This window comes from Streptomyces shenzhenensis (assembly GCF_003688995.1).
Classification (GTDB): Bacteria; Actinomycetota; Actinomycetes; order Streptomycetales; family Streptomycetaceae; genus Streptomyces; species Streptomyces shenzhenensis_A.
Window position 1 is genome coordinate 113,537 of record NZ_PENI01000018.1, and the last position, 19,127, is coordinate 132,663.

General features: G+C 73.3%; 20 protein-coding genes. 11 read left to right on the forward strand and 9 right to left on the reverse strand.

Features of this window, described 5'->3' with window-relative positions:
- Positions 1-34: 34 nt before the first annotated feature.
- The 9 genes from CTZ28_RS26185 to CTZ28_RS26225 all read right to left on the reverse strand — a co-directional run bounded on the left by CTZ28_RS26185 (position 35) and on the right by CTZ28_RS26225 (position 9,195).
- Entirely contained in the window at positions 35-829 is a 795-nt protein-coding gene (locus tag CTZ28_RS26185; protein WP_121892150.1) for an alpha/beta hydrolase, read from the reverse strand.
- Between the two features lie 7 nt (positions 830-836).
- The gene (locus tag CTZ28_RS26190; protein WP_183154590.1) at positions 837-1,109 is read right to left on the reverse strand and encodes a hypothetical protein; all 273 of its coding nucleotides are present in this window, start codon (positions 1,107-1,109) and stop codon (positions 837-839) included.
- An 11-nt stretch (positions 1,110-1,120) separates the two neighbouring features.
- Positions 1,121-2,452 carry an NtaA/DmoA family FMN-dependent monooxygenase gene (locus CTZ28_RS26195; RefSeq protein ID WP_121892151.1) on the reverse strand — a complete coding sequence of 444 codons (1,332 nt, stop codon included), beginning with the start codon at positions 2,450-2,452 and terminating at the stop codon, positions 1,121-1,123.
- A gap of 23 nt (positions 2,453-2,475) precedes the next feature.
- Positions 2,476-3,321, reverse strand: coding sequence for an ABC transporter ATP-binding protein (locus CTZ28_RS26200; RefSeq protein WP_259471808.1), 846 nt, complete (start codon positions 3,319-3,321; stop codon positions 2,476-2,478).
- Positions 3,318-4,124 (reverse strand): ABC transporter ATP-binding protein, encoded by an 807-nt coding sequence (locus CTZ28_RS26205; protein WP_121892224.1) that lies wholly within the window; start codon positions 4,122-4,124, stop codon positions 3,318-3,320. The genes CTZ28_RS26200 and CTZ28_RS26205 overlap by 4 nt, the downstream gene beginning before the upstream one ends.
- A gap of 392 nt (positions 4,125-4,516) precedes the next feature.
- Entirely contained in the window at positions 4,517-5,407 is an 891-nt protein-coding gene (locus tag CTZ28_RS26210) for an ABC transporter permease (RefSeq protein WP_121892152.1), read from the reverse strand.
- A gap of 2 nt (positions 5,408-5,409) precedes the next feature.
- Positions 5,410-6,438, reverse strand: coding sequence for an ABC transporter permease (locus CTZ28_RS26215; protein ID WP_121892153.1), 1,029 nt, complete (start codon positions 6,436-6,438; stop codon positions 5,410-5,412).
- A gap of 63 nt (positions 6,439-6,501) precedes the next feature.
- Positions 6,502-8,073: an ABC transporter substrate-binding protein gene (locus CTZ28_RS26220; protein ID WP_121892154.1), complete on the reverse strand. Its 1,572-nt coding sequence runs from the start codon at positions 8,071-8,073 to the stop codon at positions 6,502-6,504.
- Positions 8,074-8,661: 588 nt separating this feature from the next.
- Entirely contained in the window at positions 8,662-9,195 is a 534-nt protein-coding gene (locus CTZ28_RS26225) for a cupin domain-containing protein (protein ID WP_121892155.1), read from the reverse strand.
- A gap of 283 nt (positions 9,196-9,478) precedes the next feature.
- On the opposite strand from CTZ28_RS26225, the gene CTZ28_RS26230 reads away from it, so the two are divergent.
- From CTZ28_RS26230 to CTZ28_RS26280, 11 genes are all read left to right on the forward strand, one after another.
- Positions 9,479-9,931 carry an RrF2 family transcriptional regulator gene (locus CTZ28_RS26230; protein WP_121892156.1) on the forward strand — a complete coding sequence of 151 codons (453 nt, stop codon included), beginning with the start codon at positions 9,479-9,481 and terminating at the stop codon, positions 9,929-9,931.
- On the forward strand, positions 9,928-10,902 hold the full coding sequence (locus CTZ28_RS26235) for a DsbA family protein (RefSeq protein ID WP_121892157.1): 975 nt from the start codon (positions 9,928-9,930) through the stop codon (positions 10,900-10,902). Before CTZ28_RS26230 ends, CTZ28_RS26235 begins: the two co-directional genes overlap by 4 nt.
- A 402-nt stretch (positions 10,903-11,304) precedes the next feature.
- Positions 11,305-11,820, forward strand: coding sequence for a flavin reductase family protein (locus CTZ28_RS26240; protein WP_259471809.1), 516 nt, complete (start codon positions 11,305-11,307; stop codon positions 11,818-11,820).
- Positions 11,821-11,971: 151 nt separating this feature from the next.
- A complete protein-coding gene (locus CTZ28_RS26245) occupies positions 11,972-12,355 on the forward strand; it encodes a hypothetical protein (protein ID WP_147481202.1) in 384 nt (127 codons plus the stop codon).
- A 102-nt stretch (positions 12,356-12,457) separates the two neighbouring features.
- A complete protein-coding gene (locus CTZ28_RS26250; protein WP_121892160.1) occupies positions 12,458-13,603 on the forward strand; it encodes a PP2C family protein-serine/threonine phosphatase in 1,146 nt (381 codons plus the stop codon).
- A 131-nt stretch (positions 13,604-13,734) separates the two neighbouring features.
- Positions 13,735-14,199: a hypothetical protein gene (locus CTZ28_RS26255; RefSeq protein WP_121892161.1), complete on the forward strand. Its 465-nt coding sequence runs from the start codon at positions 13,735-13,737 to the stop codon at positions 14,197-14,199.
- Between the two features lie 29 nt (positions 14,200-14,228).
- Positions 14,229-14,600, forward strand: coding sequence for a DUF2255 family protein (locus CTZ28_RS26260; protein WP_121892162.1), 372 nt, complete (start codon positions 14,229-14,231; stop codon positions 14,598-14,600).
- A gap of 78 nt (positions 14,601-14,678) precedes the next feature.
- Complete coding sequence (locus CTZ28_RS26265) at positions 14,679-15,776, forward strand: substrate-binding domain-containing protein (RefSeq protein WP_121892163.1); 1,098 nt, start codon at positions 14,679-14,681, stop codon at positions 15,774-15,776.
- A gap of 117 nt (positions 15,777-15,893) precedes the next feature.
- Complete coding sequence (locus tag CTZ28_RS26270; protein WP_121892164.1) at positions 15,894-17,225, forward strand: ABC transporter substrate-binding protein; 1,332 nt, start codon at positions 15,894-15,896, stop codon at positions 17,223-17,225.
- Between the two features lie 26 nt (positions 17,226-17,251).
- Positions 17,252-18,232: a carbohydrate ABC transporter permease gene (locus CTZ28_RS26275; RefSeq protein ID WP_121892165.1), complete on the forward strand. Its 981-nt coding sequence runs from the start codon at positions 17,252-17,254 to the stop codon at positions 18,230-18,232.
- Entirely contained in the window at positions 18,229-19,092 is an 864-nt protein-coding gene (locus CTZ28_RS26280; protein ID WP_121892166.1) for a carbohydrate ABC transporter permease, read from the forward strand. The genes CTZ28_RS26275 and CTZ28_RS26280 overlap by 4 nt, the downstream gene beginning before the upstream one ends.
- Positions 19,093-19,127: the final 35 nt, after the last annotated feature.

Below are 19,127 nucleotides of genomic sequence, written 5' to 3' on the forward strand. Positions count from 1 at the left end.
ACGGGTGAGCGTGCCCGTCCGTACCGGGGCCCGGTCACCACCCGCTCGACTCGACGGCGATCACCGGCACCAGTTCGTTGCGCAGGGTCTCCAGGAAGGTGACGATCTCGGCCGCCACCGAGCGGTGCTGCACATCGTTCAGGACGTCGTGGTGGGCCCCGCGGACCACGCCGAGGCGGGCCCGGGGAAGGGACTTGGCGAGGTGGGTGACGGCGGCACGGTCCGCGAGCGGATCGGCGTCGCCGACGAGGAACAGGGCCGGGACGGCGGTGCCGCCGCCGTACGCCGCCGCGAGCAGGGCGTCCGGCACCGGGGCGTCGAGCAGCCCGCGCCGCGCCAGGGGGTCGTCGGTGAGGGTGGCCCGGTGGACGGGGCAGGAGGTGCGCACGTCCAGTTCGTCCTCCCAGGTGGCGCCCGCCGCCGCGGTACGTCCCGGCAGTCCGGCGAGGACGACGGCCCGCGGCAGCCGGGCCGCGGGGAGGTCCGTCCGGGCCAGCAGCGCGGCGACCGCGGCGGCCCCGGTGTCGGCGGCCACCAGGACGACGGGCTGGACCACGCCGTCGCCGGACGCGGTGCCCGCGACGGCGTCGGCGAGCCGGGCTCCGAAGCGGGCCAGCGCCCCGGACAGGTCGTCGGGGCCGATGTCGGGGGCCTCGACGACGCGGACGCGGTAGGCGTCGGCGGCGAGCCGCCTGCCCAGCCGGGCGTAGGTCGCCGGGCTCTCGCCCCTGCCGGGCACCACCACGATCGTGCCGCGGGTGCGGATGCCTTCGGGGGCGTGGTGGTCGGCGTGGCCGGCGGCCTCGCCCGGCTCGGTGTACTCGGTCATCTCGCGCTCACACTCCTGCGTGCTCGGGCTCGGTCGCGGGCTCGGTCGCGGGCTGCCGGCCCGGGGCGGGCGCCACGTCGGTCGCGATCAGCTCCGGGGCGCGGATCGCGGCATCGCGGTCGGGGACGGCGGGGTCGAACTGGGTGATCGGATCGGTCGCGACGGGCAGAACCCGCTCCCGCCGGAGCGCGGCGACGATCTCCTCGGGGGCGCCGTGGAAGGAGTGGGACCTGCGCGGCGCCTGCCGCGCGTCGAGTCCGGTCTCCGGCGGCTCGCTCACGGGGCCGGCCCTCACACCTGTGCGGGGCGGCTGTGCCGGTTGGCGGGGACCGGCAGCCCGAGGTTGCCGCGCAGCGTGTCCGCGGTGTACTCGGTGCGGAACAGTCCGCGCTTCTGCAGCAGCGGCACCACGCCGTCCACGAAGAGGGCGAGGTCGTCGTCGGTGCGGAAGGCGAGGTTGATGCCGTCGAAGGTGCCCGCGGCGAACCAGTGCTCGATGGTGTCGGCGACGGCCTCCGGCGCCCCGACGAACGGCGACCGGCGGAACTCACCCATGGAGTCGGCCACTTGACGCAACGTCAAGTGCTCGGTCCGGGCCCGCTCGACGATCTTCGCTGCGCCGGTCCGGCCGCCCTTCTCGGCGAGGTGCGCCACGTCCGGGAACGGCGCGTCCAGGTCGTGCACGCTGAAGTCGTAGGCGCCGAAGGAGCGGCCGAGGAGCGCGAGGTTGCGCTCGAAGTCGTTGTCCTCCTCGAAGATCTCCCGCTCGCGCCGCCTGGCCTCCGCGTCGGTCGGGGCGACGACCGGGCCGCCGTGGATGAAGATCTTGATGTGCTCGGGGTCGCGGCCGTGGGCGGCGGTGCGGCGCTTGATGTCCGCGTAGTACTCCTGGGCCTGTTCCAGCGAGCCGCCGGGCGCGTAGATGCCCTCGGCGACCCGCGCGGCGAGGTCGCGGCCCTCCTCGGAGACCCCGGCCTGGAAGATCACCGGCTGGCCCTGCGGGGAGCGGGAGATGTTGAGCGGCCCGGCGACCTTGAAGTGCGTGCCGTCGTGGTTGAGTTCGTGCAGCTTGGCCGGGTCGAGGAAGACGTTCCGAGTGACGTCGGCGGGGAAGGCGTCGTCCTCGTAGGAGTCCCACAGGCCGCGGGCGACCTCGACGAACTCCAGGGCCCGGCCGTAGCGGGTGGCGTAGTCGAGGTGCTCGTCGAGCCCGAAGTTGCGGGACACGCCGGTGTCGAAGCTCGTCACGACGTTCCAGCCGGCCCGGCCGCCGCTGATGTGGTCGAGGGAGGCGAAGCGGCGGGCCAGGTTGAAGGGCGAGTTGTACGTCGAACTCGCCGTGCCGACCAGCCCGATGTGCCGGGTGTGGGTGGCGACGGCCGACAACAGGGTGAGCGGTTCCAGCCGGTTGAGGTAGTGGGCCGGGTAGGTGGCGTTGATGAACTGGCTGTCGACGATGAACAGGGCGTCGAACAAGGCGTGTTCGGCGGCCTTGGCCTGGCGGATGTAGTAGTTGATGTCGATGCTGGCGTTCTTCGCGACGCGCGCGTCCTTCCACAGGCCGTGCTGTCCGGGGCCGCCGACGCCGTAGGGGTGCAGCGCGAGATGGATCGTGCGGGACATGGCTGTTCCTCTCCGTGGGGTGTTCAGGCGTTCAGCAGCGCGCGCAGTGCCGCGCGGCCGGCCCGGTCGGTGGGGGCCGCGCGGAGCGTGGGGGCGGAGCCGACGAGCAGGCGCGTGTAGGCGTGCCGGGGGTGGTTGACGACATCCCGGGCGGGCCCGACCTCGACGAGTTCGCCCCGGTACAGCACGGCGATGCGGTCGGAGGTCCCGACGACGGAGCCGAGGTCGTGGGAGATGAGCACGAGCGCCACCCCGGTGGCCCGCAACTCCTTGAGGATTTCCAGGACTTGTACGCGGTTGGCGGAGTCGAGGGCGCTGACGGGCTCGTCGAGGATGACCAGTCGTGGCTCGGTGACCAGGGCGCGGGCCACCGCGACGCGCTGCCGCTGCCCGCCGGACAGCTCACCGGGCAGCCGGTCGAGCAGGTCCGCGGGGAGCCGGACACGGTCCAGGAAGGCGCGCGCCCTGCGGGCCGCCTCGGTGCGCGGGACGCCCTGGACGAGCAGCGGCTCGGTCAGCGAGTCCGCGACGGTGAGGTCGGGGTCGAGGCTGCGCAGCGGGTCCTGGAAGACGTACTGGACGACACCGCGGCGGCGCAGTCCGCGCCACTGGCGCCGACCGTATCCGCGGACGTCCTCGCCGGCGATGCGGACCGAGCCCGCCGCGGCGGGCACCAGGCCGAGCACGGCGCGGGCGAGAGTGGTCTTGCCCGAGCCGGTCTCCCCGATGACGCCGACGGTCTCGCCGGGGGCGACGGTGAGCGAGACTCCCTTCAGCGCGGGCCGGGACCGGCGGCGCGGGCCGTAGTGGACGTCGAGGCCGGTGACCTCCAGGACCGGGTCGGTCTCTCGCCGTCGGTCGCCGGTCACGATGCCTCCCGGGTCGTCAGGAACTTCTCCAGGCCGTACTGCTCGTGCTCGGCGACGAGCAGCCGGGTGTACTCGTGCCGCGGTTCGTGCAGGACGTGTCGTGTCGGGCCGTGCTCGACCACCTCGCCCTCGCGCAGGACGAGGACCTCGTCGCAGAGCTGGGCGACGACGGCCAGGTCGTGCGAGACGACCACCAGGGCGAGGCCGGCCTGGTCGCGCAGGTCGGCGAGCAGGTCGAGGATCTCGGCCTGCACGGTGACGTCGAGGGCCGTCGTGGCCTCGTCGGCGATGAGGACGCGCGGGCCGGCGGCGACGGCCGCGGCGATCAGCACGCGCTGGAGCATGCCGCCGGAGAGTTCGTGGGTGTACTGGGTGTAGACCAGCTCCGGGTCGCGCAGCTGCACGGCGGCCAGCAGTTCGACGGCCCGGTGCCGGGCCGCCCGCCGCTTCAGCCCCTTCTTGACCCGGACGACCTCGGCGATCTGGGGTCCCACCCGGATCGACGGATTGAGGTAGGACGCCGGGTCCTGGAAGACCGCGCTGATCGTGGCGCCGCGCAGGGCGGTCCACTGCGCGGACGTCAGGGTCGCGATGTCGGTGCCGGCGATCTCGACGGAACCGCCGGACACCTCGAAGTGCGGCGGCAGGATGCCGAGCGCGGCACGGCAGGTGAGGGTCTTGCCACTGCCGGACTCGCCGACGATACCGACCACTTTCCCGGGGGTCAGCTCGAAGCTCACCCCGTGCACGATCTCCCGCCCGCCGGCCCGGTCACTGATACGGACGTCACGCAGGGCAAGCACGGGGGCGACCGCGGCACGCCCCGGCCCCTCCTCGGCGACAGCCGTCCCGGCCGAGTCGGAACCGCCGGTGGCATCGTCCGACTCGCCGACGCCGCCGACCGGGACGCCTGCGGTGGGGGCCGGGGCATCGGCGGTGTCGATCGGGGCACTCACCGTACGGGCCGGGGCATCGGCGGACCCGGCGGCACTCCGTCCACCGCCACGGACCGGATCAGGAACCGTACCCTCCGACAAGTCGGCCGTGCCGTCGACCGGTTCGACAACGGCACCCACCGGGCCACCGCCCGCATCGGCCGAGACGCCCCCCGTACGGGCCGGAGCGTCGGCGGGCCCGGCGGCACTCCGTGCACCGCCGCGGACCGGTTCGGGGGACGTGTTCCTGGACAGGGTCGTCATCGCGTACCTCCGGCGGAGACGGGGTCGGCCGCGGCGCGGCGGTTGGCTCGGGCCTTGCGGGAGTTGACCAGCGCGCGGCCCGCCTCGCCGGAGACGTCGCGGATCGCGTCGGCGAGCAGATTGGCGGCCCAGACGGTCACCATGATCAGCAGCGCGGGCACCACCGGCGCCCACGGCTGATGGCTGAGGTAGCCCAGGTCCGAGGCGAGCAGCCCGCCCCAGGTCGGCTCGGGCGGCTGCACGCCGATGCCGAGGAAGGTCAGGCTGGAGACGATGACGAAGCCGACGCCGATGGTCTGGGCGAACGCGACGGCCAGCGGCGGGAGCACCTTCAGCCACACGTGCCGGCGCACCACCCAGCCGATGGAGGCGCCGGAGACGAGCGCCGCCTCCACGTACGGCGAGCGGGCGACGGAGAGCGTGGCGGCGCGGGCGACCCGGTAGAACAGCGGGGAGACCAGGGCGCCCGTGACGAGCATGGCCTGGGTGATGCCGTTGCCGAGCAGCGCGATCACGGCGACCGCGAAGAGCAGGAACGGCAGCGCGACCAGGGTGTCGGCGAGGCGCAGGGTGACCCACTCGAAGACCCGGCCGAGGTAGACCGAGAGGATGCCGGGGATCGCGCCGACGACCAGGGCCATCACGGCGACTTCGAGCGATCCGAGCACGCTGACGCGAGAGCCGTCGAGCAGCCGGCTCAGGACGTCGCGGCCGAGGTAGTCGGTGCCCAGCCAGTGCGCGCCCGATGCGGCGGCGAGCGTGTTGTCGCTGGTGGCCAGGGGGTCCTGGGGGGCGAGCAGCGGGCCGAGGAGCGCGAGCAGCGCGATCACGGCGAGGATGCCGACGGCGATCCGGCCGGAGGTCAGGGCAAGGACGCGGCGCAGCATGGTCACACCCCCCGCCGGGCGGCCGGCGTCACCCGGGCCAGCACCAGGTTGACGACCAGATTGAAGGCGACGACCAGGACGATCGACACCACGAGCACCCCTTGCACGGCGGGCACGTCGCCGGCCTGCGCGGAGTCGTTGGCGAACCGGCCGAAGCCCTGCAGGCCGAAGATCCACTCCGTCACGACGGAGGCCCCGACGAGCGCGGGGAACTTCAGGCCGAGGGTGGCGAGCGCGGGCCCGAGACCGTTGCGCAGGACGTGCCCGAGGAAGATCCGCCGGGGGCTCAGCCCGCGGACGACCGCGCCGGTCACATAGTTCTCGCGGTAGGCGGCGACGAGACTCGTACGGAGCTGGCGTGCGACGTCGGCGACGACGTCGAGGCTGAGCGCGAGCGCCGGCAGGGTGATGTGGGCGAGCCAGGGGCCGATCCCCTGCCGTGCCGGGACGTATCCGGCGGACGGGAACAGGTCGAGTCCCACCGCGAGGACGGCCACCAGGACGATGCCGACGACGAACGCCGGCATCACCGAGATCACGGTGACGAATCCCGTGATCGCCCGGTCGATCCAGGTGGTGCGGCGCAGCGCCGCGACCGTGCCGAGGACGAAGCCGGCGAGCACGCCGAGGATCAGGGCGAACGTCGCGATCGACAGGCTCACACCCAGGCCGAGGCCGATGAGCGTGGAGATGTCGGCCCCGTTGACCCAGCTGGCGCCGAGCTGTCCGTGCAGCACGCCGGTGAACCAGTCCCAATACTGCGTCAGGAACGGCCGGTCAAGACCCCATTGGGCCTCGACCCGCTGGATCGCCTCGGGTGTCGCCTCCTCGCCCAGCTGGATCCGGGCCGGGCTGAGTCCGCTCAGCGACCGGAGCGCGAACGTCACGAACGTCGCGACCAGGAACACGGGCACGAAGATCCCGATCGACCGGGCGACGGTGGCCAGGACCCGGCCGAGCCCGTGCCGGGCGCGGATCGCGGCGGCCCCTGGGCGGCGGGCGGGTGTCGCCGGTGCCGCGGTCGTCGTCATGGGGATCGCCCCCTCTCTGTTGCTGTCTGTCGTGGACGGGGTGTCGGTGCCGGGCGGGCCGGGTCAGCTGCCGCCGATGGCCACGCCGGTCCAGTCGATGTGTGCCGGGTTCTTGGGCAGGGCCGAGACCGACTTGCTCTTGGCGAAGAGGTTCGGCGAGGAGTACGTGAACACCAGCGCCCTGCTGTGCAGACCGGCCCGGGTCGCCGCCTGGAGGACCTTCGGATAGTCCGGCGCGTCCAGCGGTGTACGGCGCACCTTGGCGACGGCCGCCTCGAAACCGGCGGGCTGGTACGGCGAGCTGAGGTTCAGCGGGCCGTCGGGGCCGAAGTGGGCGGTGAGCGTCTGCACGGCGGAGTCGCGGCCGGTGGTGCTGTACAGCGAGAACGTCAGGTCCTTGGCGAAGAACGGCGTGGCCCAGTTCTTGTCGATCTTGATGGTGACCTTGATGCCGACCGCGGCGAGCTGCGACTGGACGATCTCGGCCGCCGGATCCTCCGCGGGGATGACGAGGTCGAGTGCGATGTCGCCGCTGCGGTGGCCGGCTGCGACGAGGAGCTTCCTCGACTTCGCGGGGTCGTACGGGTAGGCGTCCGCCGACGACGGGTCGTAGGCCACGTATCCCTTGGGGAACGGCTGGTCGGTCGCCTCCCCGTGGCCGAAGGTCAGTTTGTCGACGAACTCCTTGCGGTTGACGGCGTGGCGCACGGCGTCCACGACCCTGTCGTCGTCGAACGGCGCCTTGTTGACGTTGAGGCTGATGTTGGCGGCGTTGAACCCAGGCTGGATGAAGACGTCAAGGCCGGCCTGCTCGGCGGACTTGGCCTGACTGGGCTCGATGTCGGCGAAGTTGTAGACGCCGGTCCGCAGGCCGGAGACCACGGTGGCGGTGTCGGGGGCGGAGGTCAGCTCGACGTCGTCGATGTGGATGTTCTTCGCGTCCCAGTAGTCCGGGTTCTTCTTCAGCAGCACCTTGGTGCCCGGCACCAGCTGTTCGACGACGAACGGTCCGGCGCCGACCGGCTGCTGGTCCAGCTTCGACGGGTCGGCGGCGGCCTTGGGGCTGGCGATCTGCAGCACGCGTTCGCCGAGCAGTTGGGGGATCTGGTAGTCGACCTGGGTGAGGTGCACGACGGCGTCGAGTCCCTTGGCGTCGACCGACTCGATGGAGGTGAGGTCGCCGAAGAGCGCCGAGTTCTGCTGCGTCTTGGCCCGTTCGACGGCGGCCTTGACCGCGCTCGCGTCGACCGGTGTGCCGTCGCTGAACTTCAGGCCGGGGCGGAGGTGGAAGGTGATCCGGTCGCCCTTGTCGTTGTACTCCCAGCTCTCGGCGAGGTCCGGGACGGCCTTGCCGCTCGTGTCCGTGCGCGTCAACGAGGCGTAGACGAGGGCGAGTTGGCGGAACTGGGCACCGCTGCCCGCAACCACCGGGTCCCAGTGGGCGGGGAAGTAGGAGGAGGCCCACTTCAGCGTGGCGTCTCCGGAGGCGGACGCGGTGTCGCCGCCGCAGGCGCTCAGGGCGGGGGCGAGCAGGGCGAGGAAGGCAGTGGTGAGGGCGGTGAGCCGCAGGCCGCCGGCCCGTCGGACCGGGCGGGCGCCGGCTCGGGGGCGGCGAAGGGTGAGTCGTGCGGGCATCTCGTTCTCTCTGTGACGGGTCCCGGCCCGGGGCGGGCGGACCAGGGCACGCGGGACGGCCCGGCGGGCGGGCGAGGACGTCGGCGCACGCCCGGGGGCGGGCGGGGCCGGGGAGACTTCGGCGGCACACATCGGGCGGCGCGGCCCGGTGGCGGCGGGCAGGGCCGGTCCGGCGCCAGGCGGGTTCGGGTTTCCGACGTGTGCTACGCGGTGCGGGGGAACAGGCGCGGGAAGAACGGGCACGAACGCGCCCGCACGGAGCGGCGCCGGCAGATACGGCCGGCGGCGGTCGGCGGCTGTGGGCCGGGGTGGACGGCGGTCAGCGACAGAGGGCGCTACAGGTGCGCCGCAGGTCCACGTAGCGGCACACCACACCGGGGTGCGTCGTAAGCATGCTGCTCATCCTGGGGGCAGCCGCAAGCCACTGTCAATGGACACCAATTGATGTCTCATTCGGTGGACCGGCCGGGCGACGGTTCGGCGGGCGGCTCAGGGAACGGCCCCCTGACCGTGGGTCAGGGGGCTGCGGGTCCGGGCGGGCGGAGGCCCGCACCAAAGGACACCTCAAGGCATCCTTCTTGCGGGGGGTCAGTCCGTCTGCTGCTCCTTGTCCAGCACGTACAGCTCGGGCAGGTTGACGACGATCGCCTCCTGGGTGCTGCGGGCGATGACCACGACCGCCTCGGTGTCGGGGCTGGGGTTCTCCTCGCGGTGCGGCACGAACGGCGGTACGAAGACGTAGTCGCCGGGTGCCGTGCGGATCCGGATCTCCTCGGGCGATCCGGAGGAGTCGTCGAGGAAGACGAACTCCGGGTTGCCCGCGACGACATGGATGGCGGTCTCCGAGGCGCCGTGGTGGTGGTTGGAGGAGGCGGTGCGGGGCGAGACATGGGTCTGGCCCATCCAGATGCGTTCCGATCCGACGGCGCCGCCGCTGATGGCGGCGAAGCGGCGCATCCCCTCGGTCTGCGCGGTGCCGCCGTCGAGCGCGTCGGCGCGGATGTGGTGCAGCCGCGCCCGCAGCGCCGGGACCGGACCGGCGGGCCGGGTGAGGTCGGGATGGAACGCGTCGTCCCCGCCTCCCGGGCAGGACGCGGCGGGGGGTGTCTCGTTGGAGGTCATGGCTGTTCCTGCTCGTCGAAGGTGCGGGTGCGGCCGGATCGGGCGGGGACGCACGGCCGGGACGGAACGGATCGGGCAGCCTCGACGGTGGGGATGCGTGGACGACCGCGTGGCCGGGCGTTCGCCGTCCGGCCGTCGGCGAGTACGCGCACGATCCTGCGGCGACGGTAGAGAGCCCGCCAAATGGATGTCAAGATGTGTCCAATGCCGTTCGCCCGTTCGGCGGCCGGGACACGGTCTCGTGCGCCGCGGCGCGCGACCGACCACACGGAAGACGGTGCAGATGCATATCTCGGCGAAGGCCGACTACGCGGTGCGGGCTCTGGTGGAGCTGGCCGCGGACAGCACGCGTCCCCTGACCTGTGAGGGGATCGCCGCGGCCCAGGAGATCCCGTTCCGGTTCCTCAAGTCCGTCTTCCGCGATCTGCGGGCCGCCGGGCTCGTGCGCAGCCAGCGTGGCTGCGAGGGCGGTTACTGGATCGGCCGGGACGTCGGCCTGATCACGGTGGCCGAGGTGATGACGGCGGTGGACGGGGCGTTCTTCACGGTGCGCGACGAGAGCCCGGCCGATCTGGCGTATCCCGGGACGGGGCGGGCGGTGCCCGGCGTGTGGCAGGACGTGGAGGCCGTCGCCCTGGCGCTGCTGCGGCGCACCACGATCGCCGAACTCGCCCGGCGGGGTGCGGCGGCCGAAGGGGCCGGTGCCGGGTCCCGGCGGCGGGAGGTCGGCGTATGACGGGTGCGCCGCCGGACGCCGAACCGCTGGTCGCGGTCACCGAGTTCACCGACCCCGCCTGCCCGTGGGCGTGGGGCTCCGAGCCCGCCGTACGGCTGCTGCGGACGGCCTTCGGGTACCAGCTCGGCTGGCGGCGGGTGTTCGGCATCCTCTTCGACGAGAGCGACGACCCGGCGCCCGACCCCGCGGCCGAGGCGCGCTGGTACGAGGGTTTCGTGCGGGACGTCACCGCGCACACGGGCGCGCCGCGGCCGGCGCGGCTGCACTGGCTGGCCCGGACGAGCTGGCCGGCCTCCGTCGCCGCGAAGGCCGCGCAGCGCCAGGGCGCCGAGCCGGCCGAGCGGGTCCTGCGCAGGCTGCGGGAGAGCACGTTCGTCGCGGGGACGCCCGCGGACTCGGCGGCGGGCGTGGCCTGGGCGGTGCGCGGGATCCCCGGGCTCGACACGGACGTGCTGCGCGCCGACGCGGCCGCGGCCGAGGCACGGGCGGCCGTCGCGGCGGACCACGCCGAGACCCGCAGGCCGTGCCGCGAGGTGCGGCTGCTCGACGCCCCCGGACCGCATCCGGGCCGGGCCAAGGAACTGGCCGACGGCGTGCGCTACGCCCTGCCCACGCTGCTCTTCGACGGCCCCGGCGGACGGGTCTGTGTGCCGGGCTGGCGTCCGCCGCGGGCGTACCTGGACGCGGCCCGGAGCGCGGCCGGCACCGCATTGCGTACGGCGGGACCGGTGCGGGCCGAGGCGGCACTGGAGCGGTGGCGCACCCTCACACTGCCCGAGTTGGAGCTGCTCACGGGTGACCGCACCCCGCCGGCCGGCGCGGTCGAACTCGCCACGGCGCACGGGGTGTTGTGGCTCCATCCGGAGGAGGCGGCCTGCCATCCGGCGCTGCGCGAGCCGCACCCCGAGGCGCCGGCCGCGGCGGGGGCCGGTCGGGCCGGGGGAACGGACGCGACGGATCTCGCCGAATGAGACACCAATGAGTGTCCATTGACAGGGCCGTGACGACGCCGTGAGGATGTGGACCATGCATCCGCTGCACCCCGGTGTCGTCTGTCGTTACGTCGACTACCGACGCACCTCCAGCGCCCTCTGTCGCTGAGCGACGGCGTCGGTTCGACGCCCCGACGGGACGTCCGTCCCCCGTCCGACCGGCTGTACGCCGCACCGGCCCGTCCGTGCGCCGCGTGCCCCGGGCCGGCTCACCCGATGTCCGGCCGTCCCCCGGACCACGCCTCCCGCGCGTCAACCGCCCCGACCGGCCCGCCGCCGCGCCGTCGGGCATCCGTGACGGCCGACGACTCCCACCCGCTCCTGTCCCGCACCGGCCCGGTGTCCCGGCGCCGGCCGCCGTACTGCCCGAAGGGAAGCCGCGTGACCGCCTCCGCCAGCCCCCGCCTCACTCCTTGCGCCGCAGACCCGGGCGCCGCCGAGATCCTGCGCAGCACCCTGCGGCGCCATGCCGCGGGCGTCACCGTGATCACCGTCCCCGGCCCGGCCGGCTTCACCGCGACGTCCTTCACCTCGGTGTCCCTGCGCCCCGCGCTGGTCTCCTTCTGCGTCGGGCTCACGGCGTCGGCGGCCCCGGCCGTGCGGACGGCGGACCGGTTCGCGGTGCATCTGCTCGGCGCCCGGGACACGACCCTCGCCGACCGGTTCGCCACCAGCGGCATCGACCGGTTCGCTGGCGTCGCCTGGCGCGCCGGCGCCGCCGGAGTGCCGCTGCTCGACGGGGTGAGCGCCTGGCTGACCGCGCGGGTCACCTCGCGCCAAACCCTCGGCGATCACCTCTTCGTGGTGGGCCAGGTCGACGACGGCACCGTCGTCGACGAGGCAGCGCCGCTGGTCCATCACGCGGGTTCCTTCGCATCGGCGCTGCCGCTCGCCTGACCGCCTCGCCCCGGACGCGGACGGGTCGAACGGGGCATCGTCCCCGGCCGGACTGAGTACGCGTGCTCAGGACGTGGGCCCGGACGGCTCCTACGGTGACTTCCGACGGACGGCCACGGGCCGTGCGGACCGCGGGACTTCGGGGGGCACCATGAGCGTCGGCGACCAGCACTACGGCTACCGGCACCAGGCGTACACCGTGGCCCCCGCTCCCGAGCGGTGGCCGGCCGCCTACCTCACCGTGGTGGGGCTGCTGGCCGGCCTCGGCGCCCTGGCCGACACGCTCGTCCTCTACCTCTCGATCTTCGCCACGGACAACTGCTCGGCCGAGAACCCCGCGTTCCGGTGCACGACGTCCGGGATCCTCACGATGCTGGGGCTGCCCTGGTGCGGTCTGGTCCTGGCCGTGGCCGCCTCGGTGGTGCCCGGGCTGATCGTGTACCGCGGCGGGGGTTCGCCATGGTGGTTCCTGCCGCTGGGGGCCGTGCCGTATCTGGCGTCGCTGGCCGGGACCTGGCTGGTGATGACGTCCTGACCGGGCCCCGGGACGGGGGAACGGCACGAGGACACCCGGGGAGCGGCGGTCCGATCACGCCCGTGCTCGCGCACCCGTCCGTCGCGGTGCACTGTGGAAGACATGTTCTCCTCGCCGCAGCTGCTCGCTCGGCCGTGGCAGCCGAGCCGTCTGCTGCTGTTGATCCCGGTGGGACTCATCATGGTGATCACGGTGGCCGACATCGTGACCCCCGGCGACATCGTGCTCGGCCCCCTGCTGGTCATCGCGCCCGCGGTCACCGCGTGGTTCGAGGGCCCGCTGGTGACGGGGATCATCGGGGCCACCGCGGCGGCGGCCCAGGCGTTCATCGGCTGGCATTCCGGCGTCCTGTGGACGCGGAACATCCTGGTGCAGATCTTCGCCCTGATCGTGCTGTCGCTCCTGATCGTGGTGTTCTGCGCGGTGCGCGAGCGGCGCACCCGCGAACTGGCCCAGGTGCGGTCCGTCGCCGAGGCGGCCCAGCGGGTGCTGCTGTGGCCGCTGCCCCACCGGCTCGGCACCCTGCAGCTCGCCTGCGTCTACATGGCCGCCGAGGAGGAGGCCGAGATCGGCGGCGACCTGTACGCCGCGGCCCGCGACGCGGAGGGCACCCGGGTGGTCATCGGTGACGTACGCGGCAAGGGGCTGTCGGCCATCGGGGAGGCGGCCCTGCTGCTCGGCGCGTTCCGTGAGGCCGCGCACCACAACGCGGCCCTGCCCGAGCTGGCCGCCTCGCTGGAGCAGAGCGTGACCCGCTACCTGGCCGACTTCGAGCCCACGGAGGAGGCGGGGGAGCGATTCGCCACCGTCCTCCTGCTGGAGATCCCCGACCACGATCCGGTCGCCCGGCTGGCCAGCTGCGGTCACCTGGCGCCGCTGCTGCTGAGCGCCGACCGGGTCGCGACCGCCCCCGAGCTGGTCCCCTCGCCTCCGCTGGGGGTCGGTCTGACCGGACCGGACGACGTCACGGTGGCCGCGCTGCCGTTCGGTGTCGGGGACACACTGCTGCTGTACACCGACGGGGTGGTCGAGGCCCGCGACCGTAACGGCGCCTTCTACCCCCTCACGGAACGGGTCGCCCAGTGGGCCGGGCACTCCCCGCAGTCCCTGCTCCACCACATCCAGCGCGACCTGCTCGCCCACACCGGCGGCCGGCTCGGCGACGACGCCGCCCTGATCGCCATCCGCCGCTCCCCCGCCGCGGACCGCTCCGGCGGACCGGCCCGGCTGATCCCGCACGCCCGGTGAACCGCCGCCCGCGACGAGACCCGCGGTGCGGTGCCCGCCTGCCCCTGCTGCCCGGCTCCGGGCCAGGCCGGGCCGGCAGGTGACACGGGCGGCGCGACGGCGTGAGCATGGTGGTGTGAAGGGAGGCTCCGATGTGGCAGCTGCTTCACTCCCCGTGCCTGGCGCACGACATCGCCCTGGGCCTGCCGCCGGTCTGGGTGCCCGCCACCCAGCATCCCGGGGTGGCCGCGACGGTCGTCGCCGTCGCCTCCGTCGCCCTCGCCGCGGTCACCAGGCTGCGACAGGGCCGGCCCCGGCCCGGGCGACCGCCGCACCCGCCGTCCGCCGGGCCGGTCGACGCGACCTGGTTCACCTCGCACACCCTCGACGGCTTCCCGGACGACGCGGTCCGCATCGCCCTGGAAGCGTCGGACGAGATCTCGGTGGACCGCCTGTACGCGGCGTGGATCCTGGCCCTGCACGGTGTCAGCGCCGCCTGGCTGACCAAGAACCTGGACCTTCCGGCGGACGCCGTGCGCCTGATCATCGACGCCGCCCGGACGCAGGCCCCGAAGGCTCCGCACGATGCGGAGCCTCCCCGGAAGTCTCGTGACTGACGGATCACACAGTAGGTGGAGGCCCCGCGATGACGGCATGGACGAACGACGAACTGACCAGGATCGGGACGGCCGACGAGCTCCAGATGGCTCCGGTCCGCGGCGACGGCACGCTCCGCGCGCCGGTGCCGGTCTGGGTGGTCCGCGACGGCGACGACCTCTACGTCCGCTCCTACCGCGGCGACGCCGGCGTGTGGTGGCGCACCGCCCGCACGAGCCACGAGGGCCATATCCGCTCCGGCGGCGTCGACCGGGACGTCACCCTCGTCGAGGAGGCCGGCTCCGCCGTCAACGACCGCATCGACACGGCGTACCGCACGAAGTACGGCCGCTACGGCGGTGCCTACGTCGACCCGATGGTGGCCGCCCGCGGCACCACGCTGCGGCTCGTCCCACGGTGACCCGGCCGGGGCCGCGCGGCGATCGTTATGATGCGCGCATCGTTCAAACGAACAATGCGGGCACGGTGGGAGGGGCTCATGCGGGAGCCGGTCGACGTCAGGCGGCAGCGGATCCTGGCCGCGGTCCAGGCCAGGGGCGCCGCCCGGGTGAGTGACCTCGCCGCGGAGCTGCAGGTGTCGGTGGTCACGGTGCGCCGGGACGTGGAGGAACTGACCCGCGCGGGCCGGCTGCGCCGCGGCCACGGCGTCGTCCGGTCCGTGCTGCCCGAGCCGCTGCCGCCGGACGAGGTACCGGACGGGGACGCCGTCGCCGTGGTGGTGCCCGAGCGGCACACGTATCTGTACGAGGCCCTGCACGGCGCGCGCACCGTGCTGGAGGAGGCCGGGGTGCGCATCGCCCTGCACATCGCGCCCCAGGTCGCCGGTGCCGAACGCCCGCTGGTGGAGCGGGCGCTCGCGGACGGCGCGCGCGGCCTGCTGCTGGCGCCCCGCTGGCGGTCCCTCGCCGCGGAGGAGGCCGACTACGCGTGGCTGTCCGCGCTGGAGGTGCCCGCCGTGCTGATGGAACGCCGGCCCCGCCCCGGCAGCGCGCTGTCCGCCGTGGACTCGGTGTGCTCGGACCACCGGCACGGCGCGCGGCTGGCCGTCGAGCACCTGGTGGCGCTCGGCCACCGGCGGATCGTGTTCGCCACCCGGGACGACAGTCCCACCGCGCGGACGCTGCGGGCGGCGCTCACGGAGATCGCCGGCGCGCATCCGCTGGTGGCGGACTGGGCCTGGGCGCTGAGTTCGCCGTCGGCCGGCCAGGGCGGCCCGTACACGGAGCGGGAGACCGCGGAGCTGTCCGCGCTGCTGCGCGAGAAGCGGGCGACGGCGGCCGTGCTGCACGGCGACGTGGACGCGCTGATGCTGATCCAGCAGTTGGCGGAGAACGCGGTGCGGGTGCCCGAGGACTGCTCGGTGGTGGCGTACGACGACGTGGTGGCCGGCATCGGCACAATTCCGTTGACGGCCGTCTCCCCGCCCAAGGCGGAGGTCGGCCGGGTGGCGGCCGAACTGCTGCTCCAGCGGCTGGACAAGGCGCGGGGGGCCGCGTGGTCGGTGCGGCGGATCGAGCTGCTGCCGACGCTGGTCGTGCGCGGTTCGACCCGTGCGCACACCGACACCGGCGAATGAGCGTTTGACCGCTTTATTTTCTTCTGATCGATCTATTGACCGGTTGTGTGGGGCCGCACAGTATTCCCGTGTCCCGAATCGCGTGTCCCCGGACACGCACGAGCCACGGGAGGCCGCATGCCCGGTCGACACAGCCGTCGATCCGTGCTCGCCGCGCTGGCCGCCGTACCGCTGACAGGAGCCGTGAGCGCCTGCAGCGCGGGAGCGGCCGGCCGAGCGCGCAGCACCGGTGGAACGACCCGGATCACCTTCTGGTCCGCCCTGCGGGGCAGTCAGGAGGTGGTCGAGGCGTTCAACCGCACGCACGACCACATCCAGGTGGAGTTCCAGCAGATCCCCTCGGGGCAGCAGGGCGGTTACGCCAAGCTCTCCAACGCCGCCCGGGCCGGAAACGCCCCGGACGTCGCCACGATCGAGTACCCGCAGGTGCCGGGCTTCGCCATCGACGGGGTCGCCCGTGACATCACCGACCTCGTCAGCGACTCCCTACGAGCCGGGCTGCTGTCCCAGGCGCTCGGTCTGACCACCTTCCAGGGCCGGGTGTTCAGCGTGCCCCTGGACATCGAGCCGATGGTCATGCACTACCGCTCCGACCTGTTCGAGCGCCACGGCCTGCGGCTGCCGCGCACCTGGGACGAGTTCGCCGGCCTGGCGCACACCGTGCGCCGCGAACTGCCCGGCCGGCGGCTGGTGCTGTTCCCCACGGACGGGGCGACCCAGTTCGCGGCGTACGCCTGGCAGGCGGGCGCGCGCTGGTTCGACACCTCGAAGGGCGCCTGGAACGTCTCCCTGGCCGACGCGCCGAGCCGGCGGGTCGCCGCGTACTGGCAGCGGCTCATCGACGCCGACGTGGTCTTCGTGAACGCCGTGGAGAGCCGGCAGTCCGACGCGCAGATCGGCGACGGGCTGGTCCTCACCCGGCTGACCGGCGCCTGGGACGCCGGCGCCCAGATGAAGGCGCGGCCCGCGCAGCGGGGGCAGTGGCGGATCACGCCGCTGCCGCAGTGGGATCCGGAGCGTCCGGCGGTCGGCACGCACGGCGGCTCGACCTTCGCCGTCACCAAGGACAGCCGGCACCCGGAGGCCGCGATGGAGTTCATCGAGTGGCAGGTCTCCCACCCCGACTCGCTGCGCGCCCGGCTGTCCAGCGGGACGAGCAGCCAGTACCCGGCGGTGAGCGCGCTGGTCGCGGTGGGACGGCAGGCGTTCGACCGCTCCTACTACGGCGGCCAGGACATCTACCGCCTCTTCCGGCAGGAGGCGGAGCGGATCCGCGACGGCTGGGTGTGGGGTCCACGGATGACCGCCACGGGGCGGCTCATGCAGGACTCCTTCGCCCGTGTCGGCGCCGGCCAGGGCTCGCTCACCGGGTCGCTGCGCGCGGCGCAGGACGGCACCATGCCCGATCTGCGGGCCCTGGGCCTCGCGACCACCCAGCACAGCACCTGAGCCGCCCGAGAGGCAGGTGACACCTCATGTCCGTGACCGCCCCCGACCCGGCGCCGGCCCTCGCGCCGCCGTCCGCCGCGCCCGCCCGCGCGGGCCGCACCCGCACGGCGGCCCGGCGCCGCCGGCTCGCCGCGTGCGGCGCGCTGATGACCCCGTTCTTCGCCCTGCTCGTCACGGTGTTCCTGATCCCCGTCGGCACGGCCGTCTACCTGAGTTTCTTCAGCGCCGACGAGCCGGGCCTCGGCTTCGGCCCCGAGCGCACCGTCTTCGTCGGGCTGCGCGGCTACCTCGCCGTCCTGACCGACCCGACGTTCCTCGGCGGACTGGCCACCGTGGCGCTGTACTGCCTGGTGTACATCCCCGCCATGGTGGCCGGCGCGCTGGCGCTGGCCCTGCTGCTGGACTCCGGAGTGGTACGCCTGCGCGCCTGGGCCCAGTTGGGGCTGTTCCTGCCGCACGCCGTCCCCGGCATCATCGCGGCCCTGATCTGGCTGTACCTCTACACCCCGGGGATCAGCCCGGTCATCGAGCTGTTCGCCCGCGCCGACATCACCATCGACTTCCTGGGCCTGCACACCGTGATCCCGTCCATCGTGAACATCGCCCTGTGGAGCAACCTCGGCTACAACATGGTGATCTTCTACGCCGCTCTGCAGGCCGTACCCCGAGAGGTGCTGGAGGCCTCGGTGGTGGACGGGGCCGGGCCGGTGCGCACGGCGCTCCAGGTCAAGACGCCGCTGATCCGCGCCTCGATCGTGATGGTCGCGATGTTCACCCTGATCTGGGCGCTCCAGCTGTTCACCGAGCCGGTGCTGCTCAGCCAGTCCTCCCCGATGATCAACTCCCGGTTCTCGCCGAGCATGTACATCTACGACGCCGCCTTCACCCGCAACAACTACGGCCTGGCGGCGGCCGCCTCGGTGATCCTGCTGCTGTGCACCATCGCGCTGTCCTATGCCGTCACCCGCTGGACCAGCCGCGCCGACGCCCCTGAGGAGCCCCGATGAGCGCCGCCGACAGCACGCTCCTGCGGCCCCGGCTGCTGGGCCGGGCCACGGTCAACACCGTCGTGGCGCTCTCCGTCCTCTACACCCTGCTGCCGGTGCTGTGGCTGGTGCTGGCCGCGGGCAAGAACCGGGACGCGCTCTTCAGCAGCTCCCTGATCTCCCTGCACGACTTCTCCTTCGTGCAGAACCTGAGCGACCTGTTCGCCATGGACGACGGGCAGTACGGCCGGTGGTACCTCAACAGCCTGGTGTACGCGGTGGTCGGCGCCGCGGTCGGCGCGCTGGTGAGCGTCGCCTGCGGCTACGCGTTCGACAAGTACCGCTTCCGGCACAAGGAGAAGCTGTTCGGCCTGGTGCTGGCGGCGGTCATGGTGCCGCAGACCGTCCTCGCGCTGCCGCTGTATCTGATGGCGTCCGCCGCCGGGCTGGTCAACACCTTCTGGTCGGTGTTCGTCCCCGTCCTGTTCAACCCGTTCGGCGTCTACCTGGGCCGCGTCTTCAGCCAGGGCTACGTGCCCGACGAGGTCCTGGAGGCGGCACGCATCGACGGCGCCGGCGAACTGACCACGTACGCCAGGGTGGCGCTGCGGATGCTGGGCCCCGGCCTGGTGACCGTCTTCCTCTTCCAACTCACCACGATCTGGAACAACTTCTTCCTGCCCATGGTCATGCTCTCGGACCAGGACCTGTATCCCGTCAGCCTCGGCCTGTACGCCTGGAACAGCTCGGCCAGCGTGTCCCCCGAGTACTACCCCGTGGTGATCATGGGCTCGCTGCTCGCGGTGCTGCCGCTGATCCTCGCCTTCGTACTGCTCCAGCGCTTCTGGCGCAGCGGCCTGACCGCGGGAGCCGTCAAGTGACCCCGTCGGCGCGGGGTCCGGGCTTCCGGCCCCGG